Source organism: Alphaproteobacteria bacterium, from assembly GCA_015231795.1.
Taxonomy (GTDB): Bacteria; Pseudomonadota; Alphaproteobacteria; order Rhodospirillales; family WMHbin7; genus WMHbin7.
Map to the genome: position 1 here is coordinate 105,123 of JADGAX010000004.1, position 23,234 is coordinate 128,356.

General features: G+C 61.4%; 22 protein-coding genes. 21 read left to right on the forward strand and 1 reads right to left on the reverse strand.

Annotated elements, in window-relative coordinates; genetic code table 11:
• The first annotated feature begins 47 nt into the window (after positions 1-47).
• The 16 genes from HQL44_10510 to HQL44_10585 all read left to right on the forward strand — a co-directional run bounded on the left by HQL44_10510 (position 48) and on the right by HQL44_10585 (position 16,835).
• On the forward strand, positions 48-2,789 hold the full coding sequence (locus tag HQL44_10510; GenBank protein MBF0269009.1) for a chemotaxis protein CheW: 2,742 nt from the start codon (positions 48-50) through the stop codon (positions 2,787-2,789).
• Positions 2,786-3,274 carry a chemotaxis protein CheW gene (locus HQL44_10515; GenBank protein MBF0269010.1) on the forward strand — a complete coding sequence of 163 codons (489 nt, stop codon included), beginning with the start codon at positions 2,786-2,788 and terminating at the stop codon, positions 3,272-3,274. The genes HQL44_10510 and HQL44_10515 overlap by 4 nt, the downstream gene beginning before the upstream one ends.
• Positions 3,275-3,338: 64 nt before the next feature.
• On the forward strand, positions 3,339-3,704 hold the full coding sequence (locus HQL44_10520) for a response regulator (protein MBF0269011.1): 366 nt from the start codon (positions 3,339-3,341) through the stop codon (positions 3,702-3,704).
• 86 nt (positions 3,705-3,790) lie between these two features.
• Complete coding sequence (locus HQL44_10525; protein MBF0269012.1) at positions 3,791-4,891, forward strand: chemotaxis response regulator protein-glutamate methylesterase; 1,101 nt, start codon at positions 3,791-3,793, stop codon at positions 4,889-4,891.
• Between the two features lie 4 nt (positions 4,892-4,895).
• Entirely contained in the window at positions 4,896-5,750 is an 855-nt protein-coding gene (locus HQL44_10530; GenBank protein ID MBF0269013.1) for a protein-glutamate O-methyltransferase, read from the forward strand.
• Between the two features lie 5 nt (positions 5,751-5,755).
• Positions 5,756-6,487 (forward strand): glycosyltransferase, encoded by a 732-nt coding sequence (locus HQL44_10535; GenBank protein ID MBF0269014.1) that lies wholly within the window; start codon positions 5,756-5,758, stop codon positions 6,485-6,487.
• Positions 6,488-6,575: 88 nt separating this feature from the next.
• Entirely contained in the window at positions 6,576-7,817 is a 1,242-nt protein-coding gene (locus HQL44_10540) for a glutamate-5-semialdehyde dehydrogenase (GenBank protein MBF0269015.1), read from the forward strand.
• Positions 7,817-8,422: a nicotinate-nucleotide adenylyltransferase gene (locus HQL44_10545; protein MBF0269016.1), complete on the forward strand. Its 606-nt coding sequence runs from the start codon at positions 7,817-7,819 to the stop codon at positions 8,420-8,422. Before HQL44_10540 ends, HQL44_10545 begins: the two co-directional genes overlap by 1 nt.
• Positions 8,423-8,433: 11 nt before the next feature.
• Positions 8,434-9,207: a ribosome silencing factor gene (gene rsfS / locus HQL44_10550; protein MBF0269017.1), complete on the forward strand. Its 774-nt coding sequence runs from the start codon at positions 8,434-8,436 to the stop codon at positions 9,205-9,207.
• Positions 9,207-9,662, forward strand: coding sequence for a 23S rRNA (pseudouridine(1915)-N(3))-methyltransferase RlmH (locus tag HQL44_10555; protein ID MBF0269018.1), 456 nt, complete (start codon positions 9,207-9,209; stop codon positions 9,660-9,662). Before rsfS ends, HQL44_10555 begins: the two co-directional genes overlap by 1 nt.
• 62 nt (positions 9,663-9,724) lie before the next feature.
• Complete coding sequence (locus HQL44_10560; protein ID MBF0269019.1) at positions 9,725-11,266, forward strand: 2,3-bisphosphoglycerate-independent phosphoglycerate mutase; 1,542 nt, start codon at positions 9,725-9,727, stop codon at positions 11,264-11,266.
• A gap of 40 nt (positions 11,267-11,306) precedes the next feature.
• On the forward strand, positions 11,307-12,509 hold the full coding sequence (locus tag HQL44_10565) for a peptidoglycan DD-metalloendopeptidase family protein (GenBank protein ID MBF0269020.1): 1,203 nt from the start codon (positions 11,307-11,309) through the stop codon (positions 12,507-12,509).
• Positions 12,506-13,804 carry a S41 family peptidase gene (locus HQL44_10570; GenBank protein MBF0269021.1) on the forward strand — a complete coding sequence of 433 codons (1,299 nt, stop codon included), beginning with the start codon at positions 12,506-12,508 and terminating at the stop codon, positions 13,802-13,804. The genes HQL44_10565 and HQL44_10570 overlap by 4 nt, the downstream gene beginning before the upstream one ends.
• A gap of 51 nt (positions 13,805-13,855) precedes the next feature.
• Positions 13,856-15,553, forward strand: coding sequence for a divergent polysaccharide deacetylase family protein (locus tag HQL44_10575; GenBank protein MBF0269022.1), 1,698 nt, complete (start codon positions 13,856-13,858; stop codon positions 15,551-15,553).
• Positions 15,550-16,047, forward strand: coding sequence for an RNA pyrophosphohydrolase (locus tag HQL44_10580; protein ID MBF0269023.1), 498 nt, complete (start codon positions 15,550-15,552; stop codon positions 16,045-16,047). Before HQL44_10575 ends, HQL44_10580 begins: the two co-directional genes overlap by 4 nt.
• Positions 16,044-16,835: a M23 family metallopeptidase gene (locus HQL44_10585; GenBank protein ID MBF0269024.1), complete on the forward strand. Its 792-nt coding sequence runs from the start codon at positions 16,044-16,046 to the stop codon at positions 16,833-16,835. The genes HQL44_10580 and HQL44_10585 overlap by 4 nt, the downstream gene beginning before the upstream one ends.
• Here HQL44_10585 and HQL44_10590 read toward each other — a convergent pair.
• Positions 16,832-17,386, reverse strand: a complete 555-nt coding sequence (locus HQL44_10590; GenBank protein MBF0269025.1) for a hypothetical protein — start codon at positions 17,384-17,386, stop codon at positions 16,832-16,834. The two genes, HQL44_10585 and HQL44_10590, sit on opposite strands and share 4 nt — an antisense overlap.
• A gap of 264 nt (positions 17,387-17,650) precedes the next feature.
• Between HQL44_10590 and gap the strand changes: the two genes are divergently transcribed.
• The 5 genes from gap to HQL44_10615 all read left to right on the forward strand — a co-directional run bounded on the left by gap (position 17,651) and on the right by HQL44_10615 (position 23,204).
• Positions 17,651-18,658 carry a type I glyceraldehyde-3-phosphate dehydrogenase gene (gene gap / locus HQL44_10595; GenBank protein ID MBF0269026.1) on the forward strand — a complete coding sequence of 336 codons (1,008 nt, stop codon included), beginning with the start codon at positions 17,651-17,653 and terminating at the stop codon, positions 18,656-18,658.
• 36 nt (positions 18,659-18,694) lie between these two features.
• Positions 18,695-20,452: a phosphoglycerate kinase gene (locus HQL44_10600; protein MBF0269027.1), complete on the forward strand. Its 1,758-nt coding sequence runs from the start codon at positions 18,695-18,697 to the stop codon at positions 20,450-20,452.
• A gap of 165 nt (positions 20,453-20,617) precedes the next feature.
• Positions 20,618-21,346, forward strand: coding sequence for a hypothetical protein (locus tag HQL44_10605; protein MBF0269028.1), 729 nt, complete (start codon positions 20,618-20,620; stop codon positions 21,344-21,346).
• Positions 21,340-22,632, forward strand: a complete 1,293-nt coding sequence (locus tag HQL44_10610; protein MBF0269029.1) for a M48 family metalloprotease — start codon at positions 21,340-21,342, stop codon at positions 22,630-22,632. Before HQL44_10605 ends, HQL44_10610 begins: the two co-directional genes overlap by 7 nt.
• The gene (locus HQL44_10615; protein MBF0269030.1) at positions 22,629-23,204 is read left to right on the forward strand and encodes a hypothetical protein; all 576 of its coding nucleotides are present in this window, start codon (positions 22,629-22,631) and stop codon (positions 23,202-23,204) included. Before HQL44_10610 ends, HQL44_10615 begins: the two co-directional genes overlap by 4 nt.
• The last annotated feature ends 30 nt before the right edge of the window (positions 23,205-23,234 follow it).

Sequence of the window (23,234 nt, forward strand, 5' to 3'; positions counted from 1 at the left end):
GCTCACCTAGGCTTTGCGCCGCGAATGTCGCCTGATGGAGAATGAACATGGATGACCTGTTAAGCGAATTTCTGACCGAGACGTCTGAAAGCATTTCCGTTCTCGACGTCGCCCTGGTCAATCTGGAACAGAATCCAAACGACCGTGAAATTCTCCAGAACATCTTTCGCCTGGTCCACACGATCAAAGGCACCTGCGGATTTCTGGGTCTGCCCCGCCTGGAAGCGGTGGCCCATTCGGCGGAAAACGTTCTTGGCAAATTCCGCGACGGCGAGTTGGAAGTCGGCGCCCAGGCCGTCACCCTGATCTTGGGGTCGATCGACCGCATCAAACTGATCCTGTCGCATCTTGAGCAGCACGAGGCAGAGCCGGAAGGCAACGACCAGGATCTGATCGTTCAGTTGAACGCCATGGCCGAGGGCAAGGCCCCGCCAGCGGCAGCCGCGGCTGCGCCGCCCCCACCGCCGCCCCCACCGCCACCGCAACCTTCGGTCTCGAAGAAGGAACCCCTGCCCGGCGAGTTGAGCGACGAGGAACTGCAGCGCATCTTCGACGCCACCCCTGGCCCGGCGGATATGGCGCCTCCGCCGCCGCCTCCGGCGCAGGAACAATCGCAGCCAGCCCATCCTTCCGAGCCGCATGAAGCCAAAGCGGGCCTGCCCGCCAACGCGGCTGGCTTGCCCGCCACCCAAGGTGAATCGAAGGCCCCGGCGATGTCGGGCGATGCCAAGGAATCGGCAGTCGCCGCCCAGACCATCCGCGTCAACGTCGAACTACTCGAAAACCTGATGACCCTGGTTTCCGAGTTGGTGCTGACCCGCAACCAGCTTTTGCAGATGGTGCGCGGCAGAGACGATTCGGAATTCTCGGCCCCCTTGCAGCGTTTGTCGCACATCACCACCGACCTGCAGGAAGGCGTGATGAAGACCCGCATGCAGCCCATCGGCAACGCCTGGGCCAAGCTGCCGCGCATCGTGCGCGATCTGTCGGTGGAAACCGGCAAGAAGATCGATTTGCAGATGATCGGCGCCGAAACCGAACTTGACCGCCAGGTGTTGGAACTGATCAAGGATCCGCTGACCCACATGGTGCGCAACTCGGCCGATCACGGCCTTGAAGGCACCGAGGACCGCAAGAAGGCGGGCAAACCCGAACTGGGCAAGATCGTGCTGAACGCCTATCACGAGGGCGGCCACATCATCATCGAGATCAATGACGACGGCAGGGGCCTCAACATGGGCCGCATCCGCACCAAGATCGTGCAGAACGGCTTGGCCAGCGAGGCCGAGTTGGACAGCATGTCCGACCAGCAGATCCAGCAGTACATCTTCAAGGCCGGTTTCTCGACCGCCGAAAAGGTGACCAGCGTTTCGGGTCGCGGCGTCGGCATGGACGTGGTGCGCACCAACATCGAAAAGATCGGCGGCACCATCGAATTGAAGTCCGTCGAGGGCAAGGGCACCAACTTCACCATCAAGATCCCGCTGACCCTGGCCATCGTTTCGGCGCTGATCGTCGAATGCGGCGGCGAGCGCTTCGCCATTCCGCAGATCAGCGTGCTGGAACTGGTGCGCACCACCGGCACCAGCGAAAACGCCATCGAGATGATCAACAACGCGCCGGTGCTGCGCCTCAGGGATCGCCTGCTGCCGCTGGTGTCGCTGAAGACGCTGCTCAAGCTGGGCAAGCCGGAAGACGAGAAGCTCGAGGAAACCTTCATCGTGGTGGCGCAGGTCGGCACCTATTCCTTCGGCATCGTCGTGGACCGCGTCTTCGACACCGAGGAAATCGTGGTCAAGCCGGTGGCCCCCATCCTGCGCAACATCACCATGTTCTCGGGCAACACCATCCTGGGCGACGGTTCGGTGATCATGATCCTTGACCCCAACGGCATCGCCGCCGCCACGGGCGCCATGGCGGGCAGTTCGCAGGCCACGGAGCAGGCGCATCTCAAGGACATGCATGGCGAGGAAAAGACCTCGCTGCTGGTCTTCCGCGCTGGCGGCGAGGACCTCAAGGCCGTGCCGCTGGCCCTGGTGGCCAGACTCGAGGAAATCGATGTTGGCGCGGTCGAACAGTCGCACGGCAAGCCGGTGGTCCAGTATCGCGGCCACCTCATGCCGCTCATCATGGTCAACGAGCGCTGCCAGTTGCAGGCCGAGGGACGCCAGGCGGTTCTGGTCTTCTCGGATCACGAACGCTCGATGGGCTTGGTGGTCGACGAAATCGTCGACATCGTAGAAGACATCTTGAAGGTCGAGATCACCGTGGCCCAGCCCGGTCTGATCGGCACCGCCGTGATCGCCGGCAAGGCGACCGACGTGATCGACGCCGGTTTCTACCTGACCCAGGCCTTCGGCGACTGGTTCGGCGTGGCCAAGGAAACCTCGGCCTTCGGCGAAGAGGGAGCCAGCAAGCGCATTCTACTGGTCGATGACAGCCTGTTCTTCCGCAACCTGCTGACGCCGCTTCTTTCGGTGGCCGGCTTCGAGGTGACGGCGGTGGAAGCGGTCGACAAGGCGCTGCAGCTGAGAGAGCAGGGCTACACTTTCGACGCCATCATCAGCGACATCGAGATGCCGGGCCTGAACGGCTTCCAGTTCGCCGAAGCCGTGCGCGGCGACGCGCGCTGGATGACGGTGCCGATGATCGCTTTGTCCTCGCACGCCACCGAGAAAGACTTCGAACGCGGACGCAAGGTGGGCTTCAACGACTATGTCGCCAAGTTCGACCGCGATGCGCTGCTTGAAACCCTGAACCAGATCGTCACCCTTGGAGGCGCGGCATGAACCAGCTCGTTCCCGCAGGCAAGCGTTCGCTCGCCGAAGTCACGGCTGAAACCCAAGACTACGTCACCATGTTCATCGACGGGCAGATGTTTGGCATCCCCGTGTTGACCGTTCAAGACGTTCTGGGTCCGCAGAAAGTCACCCGCATTCCCCTGGCTCCCCGCGAAGTAGCGGGATCGCTCAATCTACGCGGCCGCATCGTGACCGCCATCGACGTGCGCAGACGCCTGGGATTGAAGGACCGCGAAGGCGTCACCAAGCCCGGCATGAGTGTCGTGGTCGACATGAACGGCGAGTTGTACAGCCTGCTCATCGATTCGGTGGGAGAGGTCCTAAGCCTGCGCTCGGCATCTTTCGAGCGCAACCCCCCCACCCTTGACGCCCTCTGGCGCGAGTTTTCGACGGGCATCTACCGCCTGGACGGCAAGCTCCTGGTGGTGCTCGACGTCCAGCGGCTGCTTGACCTGGGCCGCTCGGAAAGCTAGTGATCAACTATTGCATTTGGGAACGTCCGAAACAGCCGAATCGAAGCGAAGGCTCTGAAACAACATGAAACTCTGTCTCGTGGTCGATGATTCAAAGGTCATCCGCATGGTGGCCCGGAAGATTTTGCAGGAACTCACGTTCGAAGTGGACGAAGCCGCCGACGGCAAGGCCGCTCTCGAGTTGTGTCAAAAAAGACTCCCCGACGCCATCCTTCTCGACTGGAACATGCCGGTCATGAGCGGCATCGAATTTCTGCGCGAGCTTCGCAAGCTGCCCGGCGGCGATGGTCCGAAGGTGGTGTTCTGCACCACCGAGAACGACATCGAGCATATTCAAGAGGCGATACTGGCAGGCGCCAACGAGTACATCATGAAGCCCTTTGACAGCGAAATCCTACAAGCCAAGTTTTCGCAAGTCGGACTGCTGTGAAGGGTATGGGGTGAGATAGTCGAATGGGTATCGAAACCGGGGCGGCGCGCCCGCCTCAGGCCAATGGAACAGACCCCTTCCGGGTAATGGTCGTCGATGATTCCGCCGTCGTGCGCGGCATCGTCACCAAGATGCTGGAAGAAGACAAGGCCATCCAGGTCGTCTCTTCGGTTGGCAACGGCCAGATGGCCCTGAACGCGCTGGAGCGCTACGACGTCGAAGTGATCGTGCTCGATATCGAAATGCCGGTCATGGACGGGCTGACGGCGCTTCCTCTGCTGCTGAAAAAGGACCCCGACATCCAGGTCATCATGTCCTCGACGCTGACCCACAAGAATGCCGATGTCACCCTGCGCGCCATGGAAGCCGGAGCCGCAGACTACGTGCCCAAGCCCACCTCGTCGAAGGATCTGGGCGCAGGTCAGTTCAAGAACGAACTGATCGAGAAGGTCAAGGTTTGGGGCCAGGCCAGACGCAGAAAACCCAAGCGCGCGGCGCCTCCGGGCGGATTCCCCGAACGCGCCAAGGTTCCGGCCGGGCAAGCCGCCGTCAGGCCCTCGGTTCCCTTATATGCCGGCGCGGTCACCTTGCGCCCAGCCAGCACCGATTCGGTCGATCTGATCGCCATCGGCAGTTCGACCGGCGGCCCGCAGGCCCTGTTCGCCGTGCTGGGCGCTCTGAAGGGCGCTCCCATCCGCCAGCCGATCCTGATCACTCAGCACATGCCCGCCACCTTCACCACGATTTTGGCCGAGCACATCACCCGCCTGTCGGGTTGGAACGCGGCGGAAGGCAAGGACGGAGAAGTGATCCAAAGCGGGCGCGTTTACATAGCGCCCGGCGACTTTCACATGGTGGTCGAGGTCCAGGGAACCAACAAGGTCATTCGCCTTAATAAGAATCCGCCCGAGAATTTCTGCCGCCCGGCGGTCGATCCGATGTTTCGCAGCATCGCGCAGGCCTATGGCAAGCGCGTGCTGGCCGTCGTGCTGACCGGCATGGGCCAGGACGGCATGAAGGGCGGGCAAGTTCTGGTGCAGGGCGGGGCGACGATGATCGCCCAGGACGAAGCCACCAGCGTGGTGTGGGGCATGCCGGGCGCGGTGGCCACGGCGGGCATTTGCTCGGCCGTTCTGCCGTTGCCGGAAGTGGCGCCCTACATCCTCAAAGTTTCGCAGCGCAGGTGAAGCCATGAAGCCCGAAGATTTCGACTTCATCGCGAAATTCATCAAGGACCGGTCGGGACTGGTGCTGACCAGCGACAAATCCTATCTGCTGGAAAGCCGTTTGATGCCCATCGCCCGCAAAAGGGGCTTGAAGGGTCTGGACGAACTGATCGGCACGGTCAGGGCCAGCCGCGACGAGGCCTTGGGCCGCGAAATCACCGAAGCGATGACGACCAACGAGTCGTTCTTCTTTCGCGATTCGAAGCCCTTCGACCAGTTCAAGGACATGGTTCTGCCCCACATCCTGAAGGTTCGGGCGGCCAAGAAAAGTTTCCGCATCTGGTGCGCAGCCTCGTCTTCGGGCCAGGAACCCTATTCGCTGGCCATGATCTTGAAAGAAGAGCAGGCCAAACTGGCGGGCTGGAAAATCGATATCGTCGGCACCGACATTTCGACCGAAATGCTGGAAAAGGCCAAGGCGGGCGTCTATTCGCAATTCGAAGTGCAAAGAGGCCTGCCCATCACGCTGCTCGTCAAATACTTCAAGAAGAAAGACGAAGTGTGGCAGATCGATGCCGCCATCCGCGCCATGGTCCAGTATCGCGAATGGAACCTTTTGACCGACCTGAAGGCGCTGGGCCAGTTCGACGTCGTGTTCTGCCGCAACGTGCTGATCTATTTCGACCAGCCGACCAAAACCCGCGTGCTTGGCAATATTGCGGGGCTGATGCCCGACGATGGGTTCTTGTATCTGGGTGGCGCCGAAACGGTTCTGGGCATTTCCGACAAGTTCAAGCCCATTCCCAACCAGCGCGGCATCTACGGCATCAACAAGGATCCGGCCCCGCAAGCCCCGCCAGGGTTTGCCGCCAAGACCTGAGCGCTTTGCGCATCGCCGTCGTCACGCCCTATTACCGCGAGTCCGATCTCGTTCTGACGCGCTGCCTGGACAGCGTTGCCGGACAAACCCACCCCTGCATGCATATTCTGGTCGCCGACGGCTTTCCCAATCCCTTGGCTGACCGATGGCCCAACGCCGTCCATTTGAAGCTGGACCAATCTCATGGCGACAATGGCGACACGCCGCGCGGCATTGGCGCCGACTACGCGCTATCTGAAGGATTCGAGGCGCTGGCCTTTCTGGACGCCGACAACTGGTACCGGGCAAGACATTTGGAAACGCTTGTGCGCCTGCATGGCGAGACGGGGGCTTCGGTCCTGGTGGCCGGGCGCAGCTTCCACCGCGCCGACGGTTCCGAAATCGAAGGCTTGAGCGAAAAGGGCGACGGCCTTCATTATGCCGACACCAGTTGTCTGATGCTGACCGGCAAGGCGATGGAGGTTGCGCCCCTGTGGGCGGCCATTCCTCAGCCATTGGCCCCCATCTGCGACCGCATCTTCTGGCAAATGCTGATGGCGCAGGGCTTCAAGACCGCCGTTTCGTCAGAGCGCAGCGTCGCCTTCACCACCCAATATGCCGCGCATTTCTTGGCCGTGGGCGAGACGCCCCCCTTGGGAGCGAAAGACGCCAGCCAGTCGCAGGCCGCCGCCGCCTGGTGGAACGCCCTGTCCCCAGACGAACAAAACCGCCTGAACCGCCTCATGGGTTTCCCATGACAGGACAGCGCCTCAAGTTTATGATCCAGACAGACAGATTTTTGGGACAAGCAACGTGACGTCATCGACTTCGGATATCCAGGCCTTGATGGACGGCATCGGCCAGAAGGCCCGCCAAGCATCCTCCATGCTGGCGCAGGCCAAACGGCAAGCCAAGGACGCCGCCCTGTTGAGCGCCGCCGCCTTCATTCGCCAAAACGCCCAGGCCATCTTGGCCGCCAACGCGCTCGACATGGCGAGCGCCAGGGCCAAGGGCCTGTCGGGCGCTTTGCTGGACCGTCTCAAGCTGGATGAAAAGCGCGTCGAAGCCATGGCCAAGGGCCTGGAAGAGGTGGCGGACTTGGCCGACCCGGTGGGCGAAACCATGGCCGAGTGGACCAGACCCAACGGGCTGCGGATCCAGCGCGTGCGGGTTCCCCTGGGCGTTATCGGCATCATTTACGAATCGCGCCCCAACGTCACCGCGGATGCGGGCGGGCTGTGCCTGAAATCGGGCAACGCGGCCATCTTGCGCGGCGGCTCGGAAAGCATCAATTCCTCGGGCGCCATCATGGATTGCCTGCAAGCCGGACTGCGCCAAGCGGGTCTTCCCCAAGAAGCGCTGCAGATGGTGCCGGTCGCCGACCGCGCCGCCGTCGGCCATATGCTGACCATGACGAAATATATTGACGTCATCGTGCCCAGGGGCGGCAAGTCGCTGATCGAGCGCGTGATCAAGGAAAGCCGCATTCCCCTGTTCCAGCATCTGGAGGGGTTGTGCCACACCTATGTTGATGGCAAGGCCGATCTTGAAATGGCGCGCCGGATCGTGCTGAACGCCAAGATGCGGCGCACCGGCATTTGCGGGGCCACCGAAACCCTGCTGATCGACCGGGCCGGGGCAGCGACGCATCTGGCTCCCATCATCCAGGACCTTCTGGACGCGGGCTGCGAAGTGCGCGGCGACGAAAGCGTGCGCACCGTCGATGCGCGCGTAGTGGCCGCCCAGGACGAGGACTGGAACACGGAATATCTGGACGCCATCATCTCGGCCCGCCTCGTCGATGGGCTGGAAGACGCCATCGCCTTCATCAACCGGCATGGCTCGCAGCATACCGACAGCATCGTGACCGATGACCCGGCCAGGGCCGAAAAATTCCTGAACGAGGTCAATTCGGCCATCGTCCTGCACAACGCCTCGACCCAGTTCGCCGATGGCGGCGAATTCGGCATGGGCGCCGAGATCGGCATCGCCACCGGCAAGCTGCACGCCAGGGGGCCGGTCGGCGTCGAACAATTGACCACCTACAAATACCGGGTCCTGGGGTCGGGCCAGGTTCGTCCAGGCTGATGTGGAAACCGCCCCTGCCCAGACAGGGAGACCGGCGAAAACGAGCCGTCGGGCTGCTGGGCGGCTCGTTCAACCCAGCCCATGAAGGTCATGTGCATGTCAGCCGCATGGCCAAGCAGGCCCTGGGGCTGGACGAGGTTTGGTGGCTGGTCTCGCCCCAGAATCCATTAAAGCCCATCAGCGGCATGGCCCCTTTCAGAACCCGGATGGAGCAGGCAAAGACCCTGACCGCCCTCATTCCCTTCATCAAGATCAGCGATGTCGAATCCAAGTTGGGCACGCGCTACACCGCCGACACGGTGGCCATATTGCAAAAAAGGCTGCCCGGATTGCGCTTCGTCTGGCTGATCGGGGCGGACAATCTGGCCCAATTGCCGCGTTGGCGGGGTTGGACCCGCCTGATGCGCTTGCTGCCCGTTGCGGTGATGGCCCGCCCGGCCTATTCTTTACCGGCGCTGGCGGGCAAGGCGGCCAAACGGTTCGAGCGTTTCCGCACCCCGGCGCGCAGACTGGTCAAGGCGACGCCACCCGCCTGGAGTTTCCTTTGGCTTAGGGAACATCCCGCCTCGGCCAGCAAGATTCGCACATCTCAGTCACAAGGTTAAGGAGACCCGCCATTCCCACCGCCCCGAAGAAAGCGCAAGCCAAAAAGGCTCCCGCCAAGAAACCGGCCGCCAAATCCGCCGCCGTCGCCAAACCCAGGGTTCCGGCCAAAAGTTCGAAATCCGAAAAGCCGCAGGCTCTGACCCTTGTCCTGGCCACGCTCGAAGACAACAAGGCCGTTGATGTCGTCGCCATCGACATTACCGGACGTTCGAGCATCGCCGATTGGATGGTGATCGCTTCCGGCACCTCGGCCCGCCATGTCGCTTCGATGGCCGCCCATGTCAGCGAGAAGCTGAAGACGATCGGCATCAAGCCCCGCGACGAAGGCCTGCCGCAGGCCGATTGGGTGGCCGTGGATGGCGGCGATGTAGTGGTGCATCTGTTCCGCCCCGAAGTCCGCAGCTTCTATGACCTGGAAGGCATGTGGTCCTTGGCCGAATCCAAGACGAAGGCCAGCCCCAAGGCCAAGCCTGCCGCGCCGGACGCGACGCCCGAAGCGGCCCCGGCCGAAGAAGCACCAGCCAGGAAGCCAGCGGCCAGGAAACCGACAGCCGTGAAACCGGCGGCCAAGAAACCGGCCCCTGCCAAGAAAGCGGCTCCGGCCAAAAAGCCCGCAGCCAAAAAGCCCGCAGCCAAAAAAGTTGCGACAGACAAAAAGGCGGCCCCTGTGAAAAAGGCGACCCCCGCCAAGAAACCTGCGGTCAAGAAGGCCGCACCGGCCAAAAAGGCGGCGCCCGCTAAAAAGCCCGCCGCCAAGAAGCCATCCCCCAAGAAGAAGGGCTGATGCGCTTTCTGATTCTGGCGGTGGGAAAGGCCAAGGGCAGTCCCGAACAGGTCTTGTTCGAGCATTACGCCAAGCGCCTGCCCTGGCCGCTGGACGTGATCGAGGTCGAGGAGAAGCGCCCGATCTCGGGCGCCGAGCGCAAGGCGAAGGAAGCGCAGCTGCTGCTGGCCAAGCTGCCCAAGAACGCCTTCGCGGTGGCCCTCGATCCCAAGGGCGAGGCTCTGTCCAGCGAAGGGCTGGCGGGAAAGCTGACCCGCTGGCAGGAACTGGGCCGCGACCTAGCCTTTGTCGTCGGCGGGGCCGATGGTCTTGACGAGACGGTTCTGGCCCGCGCCGAAGCCAAACTTTCCTTCGGGGCCATGGTCTGGCCGCATCTTCTGGTCCGCACCATGCTGGCCGAGCAGTTGTGGCGAGCCTTCAGCATCAACAGCGGGCATCCCTATCATCGCGGATAGGTTGGAAACGCCCCGCCGAATGCCCTAATATTCCAACGAACCGATTACTCAGGAAAATAACCATGACCGTCAGCGCCAACCGCCCCCGCCCCGTCGTTCTGTGCATCCTGGACGGATGGGGCTGGCGCGCCGAAACTGCCGACAACGCCATCGCGCTGGCCAACACCCCAACCTGGGACCGCCTGCTGGCCGCCAACCCGCATGCGCTGGTGGAAACGTCGGGTTTGGAAGTCGGCCTGCCCGACGGCCAGATGGGCAATTCGGAAGTGGGCCATACGAATCTGGGAGCTGGTCGCGTGGTGATGCAGGACCTGCCGCGCATCGACCAAGCGGTGGCCGATGGCAGCATCGCCAGCCTTCCCGCCTTCATCCAGGCGATGGAAGCCTTGAAAGCCAGCGGCGGCAAGCTGCATCTGATGGGATTGATCAGCCCCGGCGGCGTCCATTCGCATCAAGATCACATGGCAGCACTGGTCAAGGCGGCGAGTGCCAAGGGCGTTCAGGTGGTCGTGCATGCTTTTCTGGACGGGCGCGACACGCCGCCGCAAAGCGCCAAGGACTATCTGGCCAAGTTCCAGAACGACATCCAAGGAACCAATGCGGCCATCGGCGTGGTGTCGGGCCGTTATTTCGCCATGGATCGCGACAAGCGCTGGGACCGCGTGGAACTGGCCTACAACGCGATGGTTCTAGGACAAGGCGCAACAGCGCCGGACGGACTTGGCGCCATTTCGCAATCCTACGCCAAGGGCGAGAACGACGAATTCGTCAAGCCCTGCGTGGTGGCGGGTTATGCGGGCATGCAAGATGGCGACGGCCTGCTGATGGCCAATTTCAGGGCGGATCGGGCGCGCGAAATTCTGGAAGCCCTGCTCGACCCCGCCTTTTCGGGTTTCGCCCGTCAAAGAATCGTCAAATTCGCCACGGCGCTGGGCATGACCGAATATTCGAGCCGCCACAATGCCTGGATGCAAACCATGTTTCCAGCCGAAGCGCTGACCAACATTCTGGGCGAAGTGATTTCGAAGGCCGGCATGAAGCAGTTGCGCATCGCCGAAACCGAAAAATACGCCCATGTCACTTTCTTCTTCAACGGCGGCGAGGAACGCGTCTTTGAAGGCGAGGAACGCATCTTGGTGCCGTCGCCCAAAGTGGCGACCTACGATCTTCAGCCCGAAATGTCGGCCACCCTGGTTTGCGACCGTCTGGTGTCGGCAATCGATTCGAACGTCTTCGACCTGATAGTGGTGAATTTCGCCAACGGCGACATGGTGGGCCATACCGGCATTCTTGCCGCCGCCATCAAGGCGGCGGAAACGGTCGATGCCTGTCTGGCCCGGCTGGAAGCCTCGGTCAAGAAGGCGGGCGGCGTGATGCTGCTGACCGCCGACCATGGCAATCTGGAACTGATGAAGGACCAAACGAACGGCCAGCCCTATACCGCCCACACTGTGGGGCCGGTGCAGGCCATCCTGATCAACGGCCCCAAGGGGGCGCGCCTTCGCCATGGACGGCTGGCCGACGTGGCGCCCACCTTGCTGTCCTTGATGAATTTGGCGCAACCCATTGAGATGACGGGGCGGTCGCTGCTTGATGCCGCCTAAACCCCTTCGCCTCTTTCTGGTCCTGCTGGCCCTGGGCGCGATGGGAAGCGTCGCGCTGGCTGCGGAAAGGCAGCTAAAGCCCGTTTCGCCCGACCGGCAATTGAAGACCATCGAGAAAGAGCTGGAAAAGGGCCGTCAGGAACAAGAAGAACTGTCGCGCAGGCAAAAAGCGCTGGCCGACGAGTTGGAACATTTAAAGGCCGGACTGGTCGGCGCCGCCAAATCAGCCCAGGAACAGGAAGACACGCTGACCCTTCTGGAAGCCCGCCTGGGAAAACTGAGGGCCAAGGACGCCGCGATGAGCCACAGCCTGGAGCGCAAGCGCGGCCAGATGGGCAATGTGCTGATGGCGCTGGAACGCATGGCCTGGCGGCCCACCGAATCCTTGATCGCCCAGCCGACGCGCCCCGCCGACGCTGTGCGCAGCGCCATTCTGTTGCGCTCCGCCGTCCCCCAGATCGAATTGGAAGCCGCCAGCATTCGGCGCGAGCTTGAGGGGCTGGCCCAGGTACGGGCCGACATCGCCAAACAGAGAGAACAGCGCTCGCAGGCCCTGGTTCGCCTGGAAGACGAGCAAAAGCGCCTGGATGGGCTGATGCGGCGCAAGTCGGATGTGATGGCGCATACCAGCGAAGAGCGCGAACAGGCCGAGAAACGGGTGGCCAAGTTGGCTTCGGAAGCCGCCGATCTCAAGGAATTGCTGCAGCGAATCGAGGAGGAGCGGAGGGCCAGGGCCGAGGCGGCGGCCCGCGAGCGCGAGGCAAGGGCCAAGTCGAAACAGCCCCCCAAGCGCGAATCCCAACAAGGTTTGTCCCATTATGAAGGCCCAGCCAAGCCCTTCAGCCAGGCCAAGGGGCAGATTCCCCTGCCCGCCCGCGGCGAAATCGTCATCCAATACGGCCAGACGAACGACCTGGGGGCGCCCTCGAAGGGGATCAGCATCGAGACCAGGCCCGGCGCCCAGGTGGTCGCCCCCTATGAGGGACAGATCGCTTATGCGGGAACTTTCCGTTCTTATGGGCGTCTCTTGATCATCGAGCATGGAGAAGGCTATCTTACCCTGATTGCCGGACTGGGCCGCATCGACGGCGCAGCCGGTCAGACGGTGGTCGCCGGAGAACCCATCGGGCAGATGGGCGGAGCCACCGGCAAGGCAGTGTTGTATGTCGAGTTGCGCCGAAACGGCCAGCCGGTGAATCCCTCGCCGTGGCTTGCGGCTTTGAAGGACAAGGTCAGCGGATGAATCGCACAGCATGGATCGCAAGCGCCGTCATCGCCTTGATGGCAGCTCCGGCATTCGCCCAGGAAAAGAACCAAGCCGACACGTACCGGCTGCTTAACCTGTTCGGCGACGTTTTCGAGCGCGTGCGTTCGGAATATGTCGAACCGGTGGGCGATCAGGAACTGATCGAACAAGGGCTGAACGGCATGCTGCAAGCCCTGGACCCCCATTCGGCCTATCTGAACGCCAAGACCTTCAAGGACATGCAGGTCCAGACCAGGGGCGAATTCGGCGGCCTCGGCATTGAAGTGACCATGGAAGGCGGCTGGGTCAAGGTCGTGTCGCCCATCGACGACACGCCAGCCCACAAGGCAGGGGTGCGGCCCGGAGACTTCATCACCCATCTCGACGGCGAATCGGTAATGGGCCTGTCGCTCAACGAAGCTGTCGAACGCATGCGCGGCGCGCCCAATACGCCGATCAAGCTGACGCTTAGGCGGGCGGGCAAGGACCCTTTCGACCTGACGCTGATCAGGGCGGTGATTAAGATCCAACCTGTGCGCCTGAAGATGGAAGGCGAGATCGGCGTCTTGCGCATCACCTCGTTCAACGAACAGACCAACAGCGCGCTCAAGAAGGCGGTGACCGACGCCAAGGCCAAGCTGGGGCATAACCCCAAAGGTTATGTGATCGACCTGCGCAACAATCCGGGCGGCCTTTTGGATCAGGCGGTGGCGGTTTCCGACGATTTCCTCGACCAGGGCGAAATCGTCTCGACCCGTTCCAGAAAGCCCGAGGAAACCCAGCGCTTCAACGCCCGCAAGGGCGACATCACCAGCGGCGCGCCGCTGGCCGTGCTGATCAACGAAGGTTCCGCCTCGGCCAGCGAGATCGTGGCTGGCGCGCTGCAAGACCATAAGCGCGCCACCCTGATCGGCACCAAGAGTTTCGGCAAGGGCAGCGTTCAGACCATCATCCCGCTGCCGGGCTACGGCGCCATCAAGCTGACCACGGCAAAGTATTACACGCCGTCGGGACGCTCGATTCAGCAGGTGGGAATCGAACCAGACATCGAGGTCAAGACGGCCCGCGATCTGGCCATGCAAAGCGACGCCAAGCGGGGCGAGGCCAGTCTTCCCCACGCGCTTAAAAACGACACGGCCAACGAAACCCCGCCGTCTGCCAAGCCTGCTCAGAAGCCGCAGACTCCGCCCAAGGCCAAGCCAGCGAAGGAAGCGGCGCCGAACGCTAAGGACGACGAGGACGAGGAAGACGTGCAGCTTAAGCGGGCGCTTGAATTCCTGCGCGGCAAATAAGTCCAAGGGGAGGACAGTCTCCTGAAGCTACCTAGCTTTTCAGGAATTGGCTTGCGCATTTCATCACTGGCGGGCGGGCTGACATCCCGGCTGCCCAGCCCTGCCGGTCTGTTCTCGAAACTGGCTTTGCCCTTCTCGAAACTGGCCCCGCTTTTCTCGAAGCTGGCCCCGCTTCTCTCGAAGGTCTCGGCGCTGCTTGGCCCAGTGGGAGCCAAACTGGGCGGGATACTGGGGCCGTTGCGCGCCAAGTTGGCCCCTTTGGTCGACAAGGCGGAGGAAGAATTCCACCATGTGACGGACCATCTGACCGATCATGCAGAGGGCCAGGACGGCGATCATGTCGAGATGCCGCCCGCCTTCGAGTTCGAGGCGGAACATGTTCCCGAGAAAAAGCGCACGGCCCTGTTCGCTGGCCTGGGTGTTCTGGGCCTGGGTTTCCTGATCGGACTGGGCTTCTGGCTGATGAAAGGCCCGGCCAAGGAAACCACGCAATCCTCGGACAACACCCCCAGCATCAGCCTGCCCATGCCCCCCCGGGCCGGTCCCGGCGCGTCGCTCCTCAGCCCTTCGCCGCCGCCCGGACAGGAAAGCGCCGCCTCTGGCCTGCCCCAGCCTTCAGCGCCGCCGACGATGGAACAACCGGCAACCGCAACCTTGCCGCAGGCCCAGACACCTTCTGGCGAAGCCCCGCCCACTCCTCCATCGGCTCAAATGGCGGGCGCTCCCCCAGCCGCCACCGAAACGCCGAGCGCTGGCGCGCCTGCCTTGCCAAGCACGCCCGCCCGGCCTGATTTCGCGCCGCCTTCCTTGAAGGACAGTCAAGTCGCGAAAGTGACGTCGCTAAGCCCGGTCACCGGCGAACCCAAGCTGCCCGCCAATTCTGGACAGATGTCGGTTCCCAAATATGCTGAACTTCCAGCCGTAGCACCACCCGCCCAGCCTGTGCCGATGCCAGAGGCCCCGCAATCGGCGCTGCTTAAGAAGACCGACGCCGGTAACATTCCCATCGTCGCCCCGGACGGGCGCGAATCCTGGAAGGCCTATGCACGCCCCTTCGATCTGGCCGACAAGCGGCCACGCATCGCCATCGTCGTGTTCGATCTGGGACTGATCAAGGAGGCGGGGGAAGCGGGCATCGCCCGGATGCCGCCCGAAGTGGCGCTTTCCTTCTCGCCCTACAGCCTGAAGCTCGACGATTGGGTCAAGCGCTCGCGCGCCGCCGGTCACGAAGTGTTTTTGGACCTGCCGATGGATTCGCGCTCGTTTCCCATGCGTGACCCCGGCCCCCTGGGACTGATTTCATCGCTTTCGACCTCGGAAAACCAGCGCCGCTTGGAATCCCTGCTGGCCAAGGCACAGGGCTATAGCGGCCTGCTGGCCATCGACGGACAACGCTTCTTGGGGGCCACGCAGCAGGTCGATACGATGTTTCGGGTCGTCAAGCAAAGCGGGTTGATGTTCATCGACAATGGCATGTCGGGCGATCCAACGGCGGCCCGTTTGGCCGAAGCCCTGGACCTGCCCTATGCCAAGGCCAACATCATGATCGACGATAGGCATTTCCGCGCCGCCATCGATATCCGCCTGCGCAAGGCCGAGGATGACGCGCAGGCCAAGGGCCGCGCCTTGGTGCTGATTCCCGCCCGCCCGCTCGCCATGGACCGCGTGGCGGCCTGGGCCAAGGATTTGTCGGCGCGCGGCATTGCGTTGGCTCCCGTCTCCGCCATCGTTCCAGGTAAAGCGCCATGACAAGTGACGAACGCCCCTACCGGCTTGGCGTTGGCGTGATCTTGTTCAATCGCCAGGGCCATGTGTTCACCGGCATGCGGGCGGACACGCCGGGGGCTTGGCAGATGCCGCAGGGCGGCATCGACAAGGGCGAAGATCCCAAGGACGCCGCCCTGCGCGAGCTGCGCGAGGAAACCGGCACCGACAAGGCGGAAATCATCGCCGAGTCGGCCGACTGGCTGGCCTACGACCTGCCTGCCGAGCTAAGCCGTAAAGTGTGGAAGGGCAAGTTCAAGGGCCAGAAGCAGAAATGGTTCGCACTGCGTTTTCTGGGCCAGGACGGCGACATTCGGTTGGACTCGCATCCCGACGAGATCGAATTCGTGCGCTGGCGCTGGGCGCCGTTCGACGAACTGCCCCACCTGATCGTTGGCTTCAAACGCCCCCTGTACGAGGCCATCCATGCTGAATTCGCCCCGTTAGCGCTTCGTTTGAGCAGGGGGCAAAACCCATGATCGGCCGCTCCCTGGCAATTGCCGTCCTGGCTTTGCTGATCATGGCCAACTTTCCAGCCTTAGCGCAAAGCGGACGCATGATGGACGGCGATCAAGAAGGCGGGCGCGATCCGGCATCGCGCGGCCTGTTCGCGACTGGCCTTACACCCGTTTTTCCACAGGGCGTTTCCTGTTCAGCCATCGCCTCACCCTTCGGTTCGCCCACGCGCTACGACGGCAGTCCACGCAAGAACGAATTCGGTGGCCTGCACAACGGCATGGACATCACGCTGGAAACCGGCACGCCCCTGCTGGCCGTCGCCGATGGCGAGGTGGCGCATGTGGGGACGGCGGGTCGCTTGGTCGGCAATTTCATCTGGATTCGCTTTGCTCCCGAAGCGACCGGCCTTTCCGCCTATATTTTCGCGAAATACCAGCATCTCGACGTCCCCGCCGTGTTGCAGCCCGGCGACAAGGTCGTTCGCGGTCAAACCGTAGGCCTAGCGGGAAATACGGGAACGACCGGCGGGCATTACGGCGCCCAGGGTTATACCCATCTGCACATCAATTTGCTCGCAAGCCCTGGCCCCGCCTTTACAGTCTTGGGTCCCATGCTGCGCCCGGAAGTCATCGCCTATCTCGACCCGATGGGGCTTTACGGACCTGGACTGGCCAACAACCACGCGTTGGCTGGCCTGCCAGAAGACCAAAAGCGTTTGCCGGTGTCGGTCATGACCAGCCGGGGGCAACGGGTGGACAACGGCTCGAAACCCATCTGGCCGGTTGCCTGCGTCGAGAAGCAGCCTTAAATCAGGCTGACCGGTCCTAACCCCGGCCAGGCCAAAGACGGAATGACCGGGCAGGTTTTGCCCTGCTTGTCCTTGTCCTGGGGATTAATTTGCCCGGACGCGGCTACGCCTGCCGCCAACTTTCCGGCTTGCTCCGTGTGGTTGGACGCCTGGCCTTGCTTGTCGCCGGTTTGGGTCTGACTGGCGCCTTCGGCCTGTTGGCTGCGCAGCTCTTCCTCTAGCTGGCGCGACAGCTCCTCTTGGATCTTCTGTTCCAGGATCTGCTGGATGGCGGGGGCCATCTGGGCTAGGTCTTCCTCGGTCAAGCCCATGGCCTGCATCACTTTTTCGCGCAACTCGGCCTTCAGCTTCTCGATCTGCATCTCGCCCACCCAACCGCGAAATCCCTTGTCGCGAATGGATTGCAACTCGCTCTTTCGGGCTTCTTCGGCCTGTTCGGTCTTCTGGGCGGCGGCCATCGCGGCATCGAAAGCGCCAGCCGATGTCTTGTCCTTGCCCAGATTTTCCAGCCCGCCGGTCAGGGTTTTTGCCGTCTCGATTGCACCGATCATCTGTCGTCCTCCATCTCCAAGAGTTGCGAGTCTTGCAAGAGCGATGCCGACCGGCTTGAGGGTCAATCGACCAGAAGGAGAGGCACATTATATTAGAATGTTACGATATGATGGGGCTAAGTCCTTGTCCGCAGACGGCTTGTGCGCCGCAACATCGGGAAAAACCTTACGGAATCTTCTTCTTCCTTCTGGATTTGATGCATGAGTTGTGCGAAAAAACAACCATCAGCTCTTTAGGTTTTTTCTTCCCCTCGGAGGTTTCCCATGGCAGTTCGCGTCGCGATCAACGGCTTTGGCCGCATCGGCCGTTTGGTCTTGCGGTCTTTGGCCGAAAACAAGCGCAAAGACATCGTGGTGGTTGGCATTAACGATTTGGGTTCGCCGGAAGCGAACGCCCATCTGCTCAAGCACGATTCTGTCCATGGCACCTTCCCCGGCGCCGTCTCCGTCAAGGGCGACGTCATGAAGATCGGTTCCAGCTCGATCAAGGTGATGGCCGAACGCGACCCCACCAAGCTGCCCTGGAAGGCGCTGGACGTCGATGTGGTGATGGAATGCACGGGCATTTTCACCAAGCGCGACAAGGCCGCCGTCCATCTCGATTCGGGAGCCAAGCGCGTTCTGGTTTCGGCGCCTTGCGAAAACGCGGACGCCACCATCGTTTACGGCATCAACCATGCCAGCTTGAAGAAAGAACACAAGATCGTCTCCAACGCCTCTTGCACCACCAACTGCTTGGCCCCGGTGGCCGACGTGCTGCACAAGACGGTGGGCATCAAGCAGGGCTTCATGACCACCATTCACGCCTTCACGGGCGATCAGAACACGGTGGACACGCTGCACAAGGACCTGCGCCGCGCCAGGGCCGCCTCGCTGTCGATGATCCCCACCTCGACGGGTGCGGCCAAGGCCATCGGTCTGGTGCTGCCCGAGTTGAAGGGCCGCCTCGACGGCACCTCGGTGCGCGTTCCCACGCCCAACGTCTCGATGATCGACCTGACCTTCGTTTCCGAAAAGCCCGCCACGGTCGAAGCCATCAACAAGGCGATGGTCAAGGCCTCGAAGGGCTATCTCAAGGGCGTTCTGGACGTGACCGAGGAACATCTGGTCTCGATCGACTTCAACCATTGCCCGGCCAGCGCCACCTTCGACCTGACCCAGACCCAGGTGATCGGCGGGAATTTCGTGCGCATCCTGGCTTGGTACGACAATGAGTGGGGCTTCTCGACCCGTATGGCCGACACCACCATCTGTCTGTCCAAATTGAAGTAACTTTTGGCTAAAGCAACAAGCAGAGGTGAAACGCCCATGCCCGCTTTCCCAACCCTCGACAAGCTCGAAGTCGCAGGCAAGCGCGTCGTCGTACGCGCCGACCTGAACGTGCCCGTGAAAGACGGGCGCGTGACCGACACCACCCGCATCGACCGCTCCGCGCAAACCATCAAGGATTTGATGGGGCGCGGCGCCAAGGTGGTGGTGATCTCTCACTTCGGCCGCCCCAAGGGGCGCGACCTTGCCTTCTCGCTGAAACCCGTGGTGGGTCCGCTCACCCGGGCGCTGGATGGCAAGATCGTGGCATTCGGAGACGATTGCGTTGGTGAAGGCGCCATGAAGGCGATTGCCGGGTTGAAGCCCGGCGACGTCGCGCTTCTGGAAAATTTGCGTTTTCATCCCGAGGAAGAAAAGAACGACATCGATTTCGCCCAGAAGCTGGCGGCTTTGGGCGATCTTTACGTCAACGACGCCTTCTCCTGCGCGCACCGGGCGCATGCCTCGACCGAGGCGATCGCCCGCATTCTGCCTTCGGGGGCTGGCCGCCTGATGCAGGCGGAACTGGAAGCATTGGGCAAAGCCCTTGAGAAGCCCGATCACCCGGTGGCAGCCATCGTGGGCGGCGCCAAGGTTTCGACCAAGCTCGACCTTCTGGGCAACCTGGTCTCCAAGGTCGATATGCTGATCATCGGCGGCGGCATGGCCAATACCTTCCTGTTCGCCCAGGGCGTTGAGATCGGCCGCTCGCTGTGCGAACGCGACATGGCCGACACGGCGCGCGAGATTCTGGGCAAGGCAAGTGCTGCCGGTTGCCAGATCGTGCTGCCCACCGATGCCGTGGTGGCGGCGGAACTGAAGGAAGGCGTCGCCACGCAGGTGGTGCCCATCGGACAGATTCCTGCCGATCTGATGATGCTGGATACCGGCCCCGATTCGGCCAGGGCCATCGTGCAGCGTTTGGCCGATTGCAAAACCCTGGTCTGGAACGGCCCGCTGGGCGCCTTCGAAACCCGCCCCTTCGACATGGCCACCAATGAAGTGGCGCGGGCGGCCGCCCATCTGACCCAAACCGGCAAATTATTGACCGTGGCGGGCGGCGGCGACACCGTGTCCGCCCTGGCGCATGCCGGCGTCGAGGAACAATTCTCCTACATTTCGACGGCAGGCGGCGCCTTCCTGGAATGGCTGGAAGGCAAGATGCTGCCCGGCGTGGCGGCCTTGGGCCAAAAGCCTTCGGTCAAGAAGCTGGCTCCGCCCCCCATGCCCAAGAAGATCGCGCCCAAGCCAGCCCCGGCACCGACACCCGTGAAGGCCGAGACCAAGCAGGCTCCCACCAAAGCGCCGGACGAGAAGAAGGTGGCCGAGCCGAAAAAGGCAGCCCCCGCCAAGAAGGCCGCCCCGGCCAAAAAGCCTGCGGCGAAAAAGGCGGCTCCTGCCAAGAAGCCCGCGGCGGCAAAGAAGGCGGCCCCGGCCAAGAAACCTGCGGCGAAAAAGGCAGCTCCCGCCAAAAAGGCCGCTCCTCCGGCCAAGAAGCCTGCGGCAAAGAAGGCGGCTCCCGCCAAGAAGGCCGCTCCGGCCAAGAAGCCTGTGGCGAAGAAGGCGGCTCCCGCCAAGAAAGCCGCTCCCAAGAAAGCTGCTCCGGCCAAGAAGCCTGCGGCGAAAAAGGCGGCCCCCGCCAAGAAACCCGCCCCCAAGAAAGCCGCCCCGGCCAAGAAGCCTGCGGCGAAAAAGGCGGCTCCCGCCAAGAAGGCCCCAGCCAAGAAGCCGGCGGCCAAGAAAGGCAAGAAGAAGTAGGACACTGCGCGTCAGTCTGCGCCATCAAGACGGCGGAAGAGCGATCTTCCGCCGTTTTTTGTTTGCCTCGACAACCTCAGCCAAGGGCGAGCGTCCTGAGCAATTGACTTGCATTGGTTGAGTTGTAATAGTTGCTGATTGGAAAACGAGAGGCAAGGGGTGGCCATGCTCGATTTGCGCAAAATTGGCGCGTTAATCATCTGCTGCGTTTTTTTGTCGGCATGTCAGCAGTCGTTCAGGCTTGCCGAGCGTCCTGTTGGCGGCAAGCCTGACAACAACAAAGTCGCCCTCATGCCACTCGACATCCTCCTGAGCGAAAAAACAGCGGGGGGAATGCTGGAACCCAATGCCGTCTGGACAGAGCAGGCAAAAAGAAATTTGCTTGAGGGCCTTCGCAAGAATCCATCCTTCGGCAGGGCCGAGGTTGTTGAAGTGTCCTTGCCCCCTGTGGACTCGCCCGACGAAAAGACATTCTTATCATTTCAAAGACTGCATTCTGCTGTCGGCGCTTCCATTCTGGCCCATTCATACCAACCGGCGCTGGTTCTTCCTACAAAAGGAGCCAAGCTCGACTGGACGATGGGGCCATTGGCGCGCCAACTTCAAGACAAGACGAAGACAAGATACGCGCTATTTCTGCACGTCAACGACACATACGCCAGCGGGGGAAGAGTCGCCCTCATTATTGCCTCAGCCCTTCTCTTTGGCGTTGCCCCGGAAGGTGGAACGCAGACGGGCTTCGCGTCCCTGGTCGATCTTGAAACCGGCGATATCGTTTGGTTCAATCACCTATCAAGAAATGCTGGCGACTTAAGAAACTACGCAAGCGCCCAGGAAACCATCGACACTCTTTTCCTTGGCTTCCCGCTGGGCAAGGATTGCGGATCATGCTGAATGCGGATCGGTTGCTGGCCTTCGCACTTCTTACCCTTTCGATTTCAGCATGCGCGAACAGCACTGAACAATTTGAAAAGGGGCTTAGGGACGGCGCGATTGGCAAACCGGTGATTTCCGGCGACAGCGCGCAAAGAGAAAGGAGCGCTTCCAACGAGATCGCAACAGCATCGCTGAGCAGTTATAGCCTTGCCAACATGAAGCCAACCGAGCGTCCGGCGCTGGAAACCGATGAAGCAGGGTTATGGCTCTCTCTCGAAGACGACGAAACGAAAATCCGGTTGGCAGGCAATCGGATAACAGATGACAAGCTGAATTCGTACGTCAAAGGCGTTGTCTGCAAAATCACCGGGCCATACTGCCCGGAGTTGCGCGTTTATCTCGTACGCGTGCCGCTTTTCAATGCAAGCATGTATCCAAACGGAATGATGATTGTTAATTCAGGTCTATTGCTAAGAGCGCGCAACGAGGCGGAAATGGCCTCAGTTTTAGGTCATGAATTCGGACATTATTTGCGCCGTCACACGTTGCAACGCCATAGGGACACAAGCGCCAAGGCCGATGCGTTTGCTTTCGCTTCCTTGGGCTTGTCTGTGATCGGAGCGCCACCCGGCACGAGAGAGTTGATGGGCGTGGCGGCAGTTGCGAGCATTAGCGCATTTTCACGCGATCATGAACGAGAGGCGGATGGTTATGGCCTACGCGTTTTGTTCGACAACAACTACGATCTGTATGCCAGCCCCGCCATGTGGGAAAGGGCGCTGAAGGAAGATCAGCTTGCTACGGGCGAAGAGGAAACCTTCAGCATTTTCTTATCGCACCCTCTGTCTTCAGAACGGCTGACGGAGCAAAGAAAAATCGCCGATGGTTTGGCGTCTAGGATCAGCCATCGCGAATTGGGACGAGAAAGATATCTTGAGCACATCTTGCCGCACAGGGCCTCTTTTCTCGAAGACGAAATATCCACAAAGCCGCAGAAACATTCTTTGGCCGTCCTCGACATCCTGATCGAAGATGGCGTTCGTCTTGGCGAACTTTACTATTACAAGGGCGAGATATACCGCCGCGGCAACGCAAAGGATGGCCCGACGGAAGCGCTTAAACTTTATGAGTTGGCGCTCAAGAGCGAAGGCTTTCCCACTGAAATTCATAAATCGATCGCCCTCGCCCGCCTCGCGCTGGGACAAAAGGACAAAGCCCGCACTGAATTCGAGACCTATCTCGCAAAATCCCCCAAGGCGCAGGACGCCCACCTTGTCCGCATGCAGATTGAGGAACTGAAATGAGAGCCATTGCCCCTTTTTTCTTCCTAGCCCTCTTAGCTGTTCTGCCCTCATGTACTTATTACACGCTCGTCCCGGCAAGCAGCGCTGTGACTATAGCTGATGCCTACAGGGTTGAGGTCGACGCTCCATGGAACTCCAGAACGGTAGGCAACTCCATTTTGTGGACGCAACACGGACAGAACCTGGATAGCCTGCTGTTCTTTAAGCCTGCCGGTGATGGTGAACCCGCGGCTGCCGCCCCGTCGCAGCACGGAAAAGCGATGCCCAGGTACAAGAAAGGCATGAGTTTCGTTGAATTTCCTGAGCTTATGCGAACCAGCCTCGCCAACTTCGGTTATTCGGACATTCAAATCAGCCGCACGGAACCCTCCACCCTGGGCGGTGCCAGGGCTTTGCGCCTTGATTTTACGATGAGAACGAACAACAGCCCCCTTTTGAAGGGGTTTGCCGTCATGGGTGTAAAGGAAGAGAAGTTGTATTCGGTTATGTTCATGGCGGAAGAAACCACTTATTACCCGCTGGTTGCCCCCAGCGCAGAAAAAGTCGTTGCCAGAACCACCCTTCAGCCTTAACCCCCCGGCTTGAGGTTTAACCCAAGGCAA